Source organism: Frateuria sp., from assembly GCF_013362045.1.
GTDB lineage: Bacteria > Pseudomonadota > Gammaproteobacteria > Xanthomonadales > Rhodanobacteraceae > Frateuria_A.
This window is the reverse complement of the sequence record NZ_JABFWW010000068.1, coordinates 1-5904: the sequence shown is the minus strand read 5'-3', so window position 1 is coordinate 5904 and position 5904 is coordinate 1. Positions and strand designations below refer to the sequence as shown.

Below are 5904 nucleotides of genomic sequence, written 5' to 3'. Positions count from 1 at the left end.
CGTTCTCCGATTTCTTCATCTACGCGAAGCCCGTGCGCGAATAGCCGCGGCCCGTCGCGGCCATCGGCGAACGCAGCCAAACAAAATAGGCCGGTACGCGCGTACCGGCCTGTTCGGTGTGCTGGAATAATTGGTGGAGCGGAGGAGGATCGAACTCCCGACCTTCGCATTGCGAACGCGACGCTCTCCCAGCTGAGCTACCGCCCCACGCGAGCCGCGCATGTTAGCAGCCTCGTGCGGCCGCCGCCAAGACCCCGGGAGCGGCCGGCGCGGCGGGTCCGGCTTCGGCCCAGCGAGCCTTGCGGCGCGCCGGCGGCGGGCGCAAGCGGTCCTAGGGCAGCAGTGCGACAAGCCGCTCGTGCAGCACGCCGCGTCGCCAGCCTTCCAGGAACTCCGGCCAGTCGCCGGTCGTTACGTATTCCTCCAGCACCTTGCGCGGACAAAGCAGTCCCGGCGGCAGGTCGAGTTCGAGCGCCAGCCGGTCCACGCTGTCTTTCATCGCCGCCAAGGCTTTCTTGGCTGGTCCCAGCACGGGCGCAGGAATCGTTGCGGTGGTCGCCAATTCTTCCGCATCCGGCGCGGGTGCGAGCAGTTCGAAAAGCTCCGAGCGTTGCGCCGAGCGCAATGCTCGCTGGCCGCGGCTGCGCTGTTCCAGTTCGGCCAGGCTCAGCGGCGGGCTCTGCGCGAAGCTGAGCGCCAGTGCATCCTCCAGCAGCCACGAGCGCGGGCGATCCAGGGCACGTGCGCTGCGATCGCGCCACAGCAGCACGCGGCGCAGCAGTGCCTGCTGCGCGCGCGGCCAGTCGGCGGCGGTGCGGAAGCCGCGTTGCGGCTGCGGATCGCCCTCGCGCGCATTGGCGCGGCGCTTCAGCCGCTCGCAATCCTCGGCGTGCCAGGCCACGCGGCCGCGCTCGGCCAGGCGTGCGGCCAGTTGCGCGTGCACCGGTTCCAGGTAGACCACGTCGAGCGTGGCATAGAGTCGCTGGGAATCGGTCAGCGGGCGCTGCAGCCAGTCCGAGCGGGTCTCGCCCTTGTCCAGTTCCGCGCCGGCCAGCTCGGCCACCAGCGCGCGATAGCTCAATCCCAGGCCCATGCCGACGAAGGCGGCGGCAACCTGGGTGTCGAACAACGTACCGGGACCATCGGGCAGCAACGGAGCGAGCGCCTCCAGATCCTCTCCTGCGCTGTGCATCACGGTGACCGAGGTACTCGCCCCCAGCCGCGGGCGCAGTGCGTCGCCGATGTCGAAGGCGAGCGGGTCGACCAGGGCGTAGCGGCCGTTCCAGCCCAGTTGCAGCAAGGCCAGTTGGGGGTGAAAGGTATTGCGCCGCATGAACTCGGTGTCGACGCCCAATGCGGCGTCGGCCGGCAGCGCAGCCAGCCACGCATCCAGCGTGTCGCGGCGATCGATCCATGTGGCGGCGGCCGCGTTGGGCACGGACATCGAAAGGTTCCTCTGCATGGGATGGGCATGGCCGCGGGCGCGCGACGCGCATTGCCCTGTCATCGGCCGTGCCATATGGTGAGCGGCGCACGATAACAGTCCGCGCCAGCGTAGCCCAGAGACCACCATGCCGAGCAACGAAACCGTCCGCCGTCAGCGCGCCCTGGGTGGCGGACTTGGCGTGATCGTGCTCGCTGCGGCGCTGGTCTACCATTTCTTCCCGCGGGTGTTCCATGTCAATCCGGCCGAATTGGCGCCGCGGCGCGCATCGCCAGCCGCGTTCGCCAGCGCGCCCGGGCGACAGCCGGCGCAGGTCCCGCAGGGTGCCGAGCTCGACGCGGGCCCGCCGCTCACGCTGGCGCCGGCGGCGGTGATCGCCGCACGCATGAGCAAGGGCACCCCGAGCCTGCCCGAACAACTGAGCGCCGACACCCCCCAGATCCAGGCGCTGCTGGCGCGGGCCAGCAAGGCCCTGCAGGCGGGTCGGCTGGTCGGCCCGGACAGCGCCGCCGCGCTCTATGCCAAGGCGCTCCACGACAAGCCCGACAGCCGCGCCGCCGCGCAAGGCGTCAACCAGGTGCGTGCGCAGCTGGTGGCGCAGGCCGGCCAGGATCTTGCGGTGGGCGATGCCGATTCGGCGCAAGAGCTGCTGGAGGGCCTGCGCGGCCTGCCCGACAGCGCCGGCGACGTGGCGCAGCTGGAGCAGGGCCTGAAGACGCTGGCCAGGGTGCGGCCGATGCTGGCCCAGGCGGCCTCGTTGCTGCAGCAGGGCAAGGCCGATCAGCCGCAGGGCGCCAGTGCGCTGGACCTGTACCGCCAGGTGCAGGCGCTCGACTCCTCCAATGCGATGGCCGAGCAGGGCATCTTCCAGGTGCAGCGGGTGGTGTTGGACCGGGCGCTGGCGGCCGTCGCGCAAAACGACTTCGCCGCCGCCGACCGGGCGCTGGCCGAGGCCGCTGCCATCCGGCCCGGCTCGCAGCAGCTTTCGGATGTGCGCAGCCGCGTCGAAGGCATCCGCCAGCAGCGCGCCAGTGGCTTGCTGGCACAGGCGCGTTCGGCGCTGGATGCGGGCAACCTCGACCTGGCCCAGCGGCTGGCGGGACAGGCGCAGGCCTTGCAGCCGGGCCTCAAGGGCATCGAGGAATTCCAGCAGCAGCTCACCAACGCCCGCCTGTACGCCAGCTACAAGCCCGGCCAGGTGTTCAGCGACCGCTTCGTCGACCTGCCGGGCCAGGCGCCGGCGATGGTGGTGATTCCCACCGGCAGCTTCCAGATGGGCGCGGCCGATGCCGAGGACGACCACGCCGACGCCGAGACGCCGCGCCACCAGGTGTCCATCGCCAAGGGCTACGCGATGGCCCGCAGCGCGGTCACCGTGAGCCAGTTCCGCGAGTTCGTGCGCGCCAGCGGCTACCAGCCCGATTCGCTGAAGCTCGGCGGCGCCAGCGTCTACGACGAGCGCAGCGGTGCGTTGCGCGACGACTCGCGGGCGACCTGGCAGGACGACTACGCCGGCCATCCGGCGCAGGGCGACCTGCCGGTCGTGAACGTATCGTGGCGCGATGCCAGCGCATACGCCGACTGGCTCGGCCAGCGCACCGGCAAGCGCTACCGCCTGCCGAGCGAAGCCGAGTTCGAGTACGCCCTGCGCGGCGGCACCCAGACCCGCTACTGGTGGGGCCAGCAGGCACCCACCCGCAAGGTGGAGAACCTCACCGGCAGCAGCGACCGCTCGCCCAGCGGGCGGCGCTGGAGCAACGCCTTTGCCGGCTACCGCGACGGCTACTGGGGTCCCGCGCCGGTGATGAGCTTCGAGGCCAACCCGTTCGGGCTGTACGACATCGACGGCAACGTGTCGGAGTGGACCATCGACTGCTGGCACGACAACTACGTGCGCGCGCCAGTGGACGGCAGCGCCTGGCTCAATCCCGGCTGCAGCGTGCGCGTGGTGCGGGGCGGCTCGTGGGGGAGTTCGCCCGACCAGGTGCGTTCGGCCTACCGGCAGGGCGCGGATGGCCGCGTGCGCAGCGCGCGCGTGGGCTTCCGCGTCGTTCGCGAGCTGTAGACGCGCCCCTGGCGAGGATGGGGCGGCAAGCCGCAACGCCGCGCGTGTGCTCCACCTGCGGCCTATTCAAGCCAATCGACATCTGCAAGACTGCATGCACGGCCAGCGGTTCGCGCCACTCGCCGGCATCCCAGTGGGTCGAGTCATCCGAGGGGAGGCAGCAATGAATCCCGAAGCCGTACGCCTGCTCATACCCTTTACTGCCGAAGCACCCTGGATCGTGCGGCGGGATGACGCTTCTCGGGTAGGCACCTACCCGACACGCGCCGAGGCGATTTGCGCGGCCATGCGGGTGCGCGCCAAGCTGGCGCGCGCCTGGGGCCTTGAGCACCCGCCTGTTCGTGTACAGGAAAGCGACGGCAGCTGGCGCGAACTGCCCGACTCCGACCCTACCACCCTGGTGCACTAGGCAGCGCTGCATGGAAAAGACCTCCGGCCCCTGGCGCATCCTGCTGGTCGAAGACGAAATGTTGGTGGCGATGCTGCTGGAAGACATGCTCACCGAAGCGGGTCATACCATCATCGGGCCCCTGGCCAGGATCGACCACGCGGTGCAGGCGGCGCGGACCGAACCGATCGACCTGGCCATCCTCGATGTGAACGTCGGTGGCGAGGAGGTCTATCCGGTCGCCGAAGCGCTGGCCGCCCGCGATATCCCGTTCGCTTTCGCCACCGGCTACGGCGCCCATGGCCTGCGCGAGCCCTGGCAGGACCGGCCTACGCTGCAGAAGCCCTTCCACCGCAACGACCTGTTCCGCATGGTGGCCGAGCTGGCGTCTTCCTACTCCTGCTGAGCCAGGCCGCAGGCGAAAAAAAAGCCCGCTCGATGCGGGCTTTTTGCTGCTGGCGCAAGCGCCTTCTTGTGGTACCGGTGATAGGACTCGAACCTACACTCTGTCGCCAGAAGCGGATTTTGAGTCCGCCGCGTCTACCATTCCGCCACACCGGCACAAGGACGGCGATTATGCCCGGGTCAGTGCACCGGGTCGAGCCCCAGTTGCCGTTCGCAGCGCTCATAGCAATCATCTTCGGACAGCGGCCGGAAGATCGCGCAGCGGGTCATGTTGCCCGAGTAGATGTGCAGGCTCACCGCGATCGCGTCGTCGCTGGGGTTGCGGATGGTGTGGTACTCGTGCGGCGGTATCAGGCTGCCGGCGGAGCCGGGTCCGGCCTGGATCGAGCCGACCGCCTGGAAGCGGCAATGGCCGTTCTCGTCGGCCATGCGCTCGTACTGCACCACTTCCAGCGCACCGCTCCAGACGCCTTCGACGCACCACATGCCGCAATGGTCGTGGATCGGCGTGCCCTGGCCCGGGCCCCAGGTCATCGCTACCACGCAGTAGCCGTGCCGTTCGCTGCGGTAGAGCTCGCGGCGCGCGTAGCGGCCCTCGGCCGTCTCGAACACGCAGTCGGGCAGCTTGACCGCGCCGTTGCGCATCAGCTTGCACAGGCTGTTGCGCAGACTGTCGGTGATGGCGAAGGTGGTGTCGTGGGCGACCGCCTGGTCGATGGCGCCGATCAGTTCTCGGCAGCCGGGGAATTCGGTGGTAAGCATGTGCGTTCTCGCGATGCAGCTACGCACCAAGTCTAGCGCACCGCTGTCCGGGGTCGCCGCAGGTGGTTCACAGGCCGGCCAGGAAGCCGCCGATGGCGCGGCTGTAGTTGGGAATGTCGACCAGGAAGGCATCGTGGCCCTGCGGCGAATCCAGCGCCACGAACCGGACGTCGGCACCGGCCTCGGCAAGGCCGGTGGCGATCTGCTCCTGCTGCTCCAGCGGGAACAGGATGTCGGTGCTCACGCCGATCACCAGCGCGCGCTCGATCCGGATGCGCTTCAGGCCTGCCATGATGTCGCCGCCGCCGTACTCGCCGATGTCGAACCAGTCGCTGGCGCGGGAAAGATACAGGTAGCAGTTGGGGTCGAAGCTGCGCACGAAGCGTTGCGCGTGGCCCTGCAGGTAGGACTCCACCTGGAACTCGAAGCCGAAGGGTTCGCCCTCGCGCTTTTCCGGATCGAGCCGGATGCGCGCGAAGCGGCCGTTCCATTCCATCGCCGAGCGGTAGGTGATCACGCCGAGCTTGCGCGCGATGCTCATGCCCATTTCGGGATAGCGGTGGCCGTCGTGGATGTCGTAGTCGCCGCCGTTCCATTGCGGGTCTAGGCGGATCGCCTCGCGCTGCAGCGAGCGGATCGCGATGGCGAAGGGCTGCGCCTGCGGCGCGGTGTCCACGCTGACGTGCGCGCGCACGCTGCCCGGGTGCAGCAGCATGTAGGCCAGCGCGCCCATGCCGCCCATGGAGCAGCCGACCAGGCAGGCCAGGCGCTCGATGGACAGGCCGTTGTGCACCACCTCGAACGCGGCGTTGGCGACGTCCTCCAGCGAAAGCTCCGGAA

At 69.4% G+C, this 5904-nt stretch carries 6 protein-coding genes and 2 tRNA genes; 3 read left to right on the top strand and 5 right to left on the bottom strand.

Annotated features, from left to right (window positions below; genetic code table 11):
• Positions 1–131: 131 nt before the first annotated feature.
• Positions 132–207: transfer RNA gene (locus HOQ08_RS03440), tRNA-Ala, on the bottom strand.
• A 124-nt stretch (positions 208–331) separates the two neighbouring features.
• On the bottom strand, positions 332–1444 hold the full coding sequence (locus HOQ08_RS03435) for a ribonuclease D (RefSeq protein ID WP_291191647.1): 1113 nt from the start codon (positions 1442–1444) through the stop codon (positions 332–334).
• Positions 1445–1571: 127 nt separating this feature from the next.
• On the opposite strand from HOQ08_RS03435, the gene HOQ08_RS03430 reads away from it, so the two are divergent.
• The 3 genes from HOQ08_RS03430 (at position 1572) to HOQ08_RS03420 (ending at position 4303) form a co-directional block, all read left to right on the top strand.
• Complete coding sequence (locus HOQ08_RS03430) at positions 1572–3509, top strand: formylglycine-generating enzyme family protein (protein ID WP_291191644.1); 1938 nt, start codon at positions 1572–1574, stop codon at positions 3507–3509.
• Between the two features lie 163 nt (positions 3510–3672).
• A complete protein-coding gene (locus HOQ08_RS03425; RefSeq protein WP_291191640.1) occupies positions 3673–3918 on the top strand; it encodes a DUF2188 domain-containing protein in 246 nt (81 codons plus the stop codon).
• A gap of 10 nt (positions 3919–3928) precedes the next feature.
• The gene (locus HOQ08_RS03420) at positions 3929–4303 is read left to right on the top strand and encodes a response regulator (RefSeq protein WP_291191637.1); all 375 of its coding nucleotides are present in this window, start codon (positions 3929–3931) and stop codon (positions 4301–4303) included.
• Positions 4304–4372: 69 nt separating this feature from the next.
• On the opposite strand, the gene HOQ08_RS03415 is transcribed toward HOQ08_RS03420, so the two are convergent.
• The 3 genes from HOQ08_RS03415 to HOQ08_RS03405 all read right to left on the bottom strand — a co-directional run.
• Positions 4373–4458, bottom strand: a tRNA-Leu gene (locus HOQ08_RS03415).
• 24 nt (positions 4459–4482) lie between these two features.
• Positions 4483–5064, bottom strand: coding sequence for a cysteine dioxygenase family protein (locus HOQ08_RS03410; RefSeq protein ID WP_291191635.1), 582 nt, complete (start codon positions 5062–5064; stop codon positions 4483–4485).
• 67 nt (positions 5065–5131) lie between these two features.
• A partial coding sequence (locus HOQ08_RS03405) for an alpha/beta fold hydrolase (RefSeq protein WP_291191632.1) occupies positions 5132–5904 on the bottom strand: 773 nt, incomplete at its 5' end.

Bases quoted from the DNA above. Each gene is read 5' to 3' on its own strand.
- HOQ08_RS03435 (WP_291191647.1), bottom strand. From the start codon at position 1,444: ATGTCCGTGCCCAACGCGGCCGCCGCCACATGGATCGATCGCCGCGAC.
- HOQ08_RS03430 (WP_291191644.1), top strand. From the start codon at position 1,572: ATGCCGAGCAACGAAACCGTCCGCCGTCAGCGCGCCCTGGGTGGCGGA.
- HOQ08_RS03425 (WP_291191640.1), top strand. From the start codon at position 3,673: ATGAATCCCGAAGCCGTACGCCTGCTCATACCCTTTACTGCCGAAGCA.
- HOQ08_RS03420 (WP_291191637.1), top strand. From the start codon at position 3,929: ATGGAAAAGACCTCCGGCCCCTGGCGCATCCTGCTGGTCGAAGACGAA.
- HOQ08_RS03410 (WP_291191635.1), bottom strand. From the start codon at position 5,064: ATGCTTACCACCGAATTCCCCGGCTGCCGAGAACTGATCGGCGCCATC.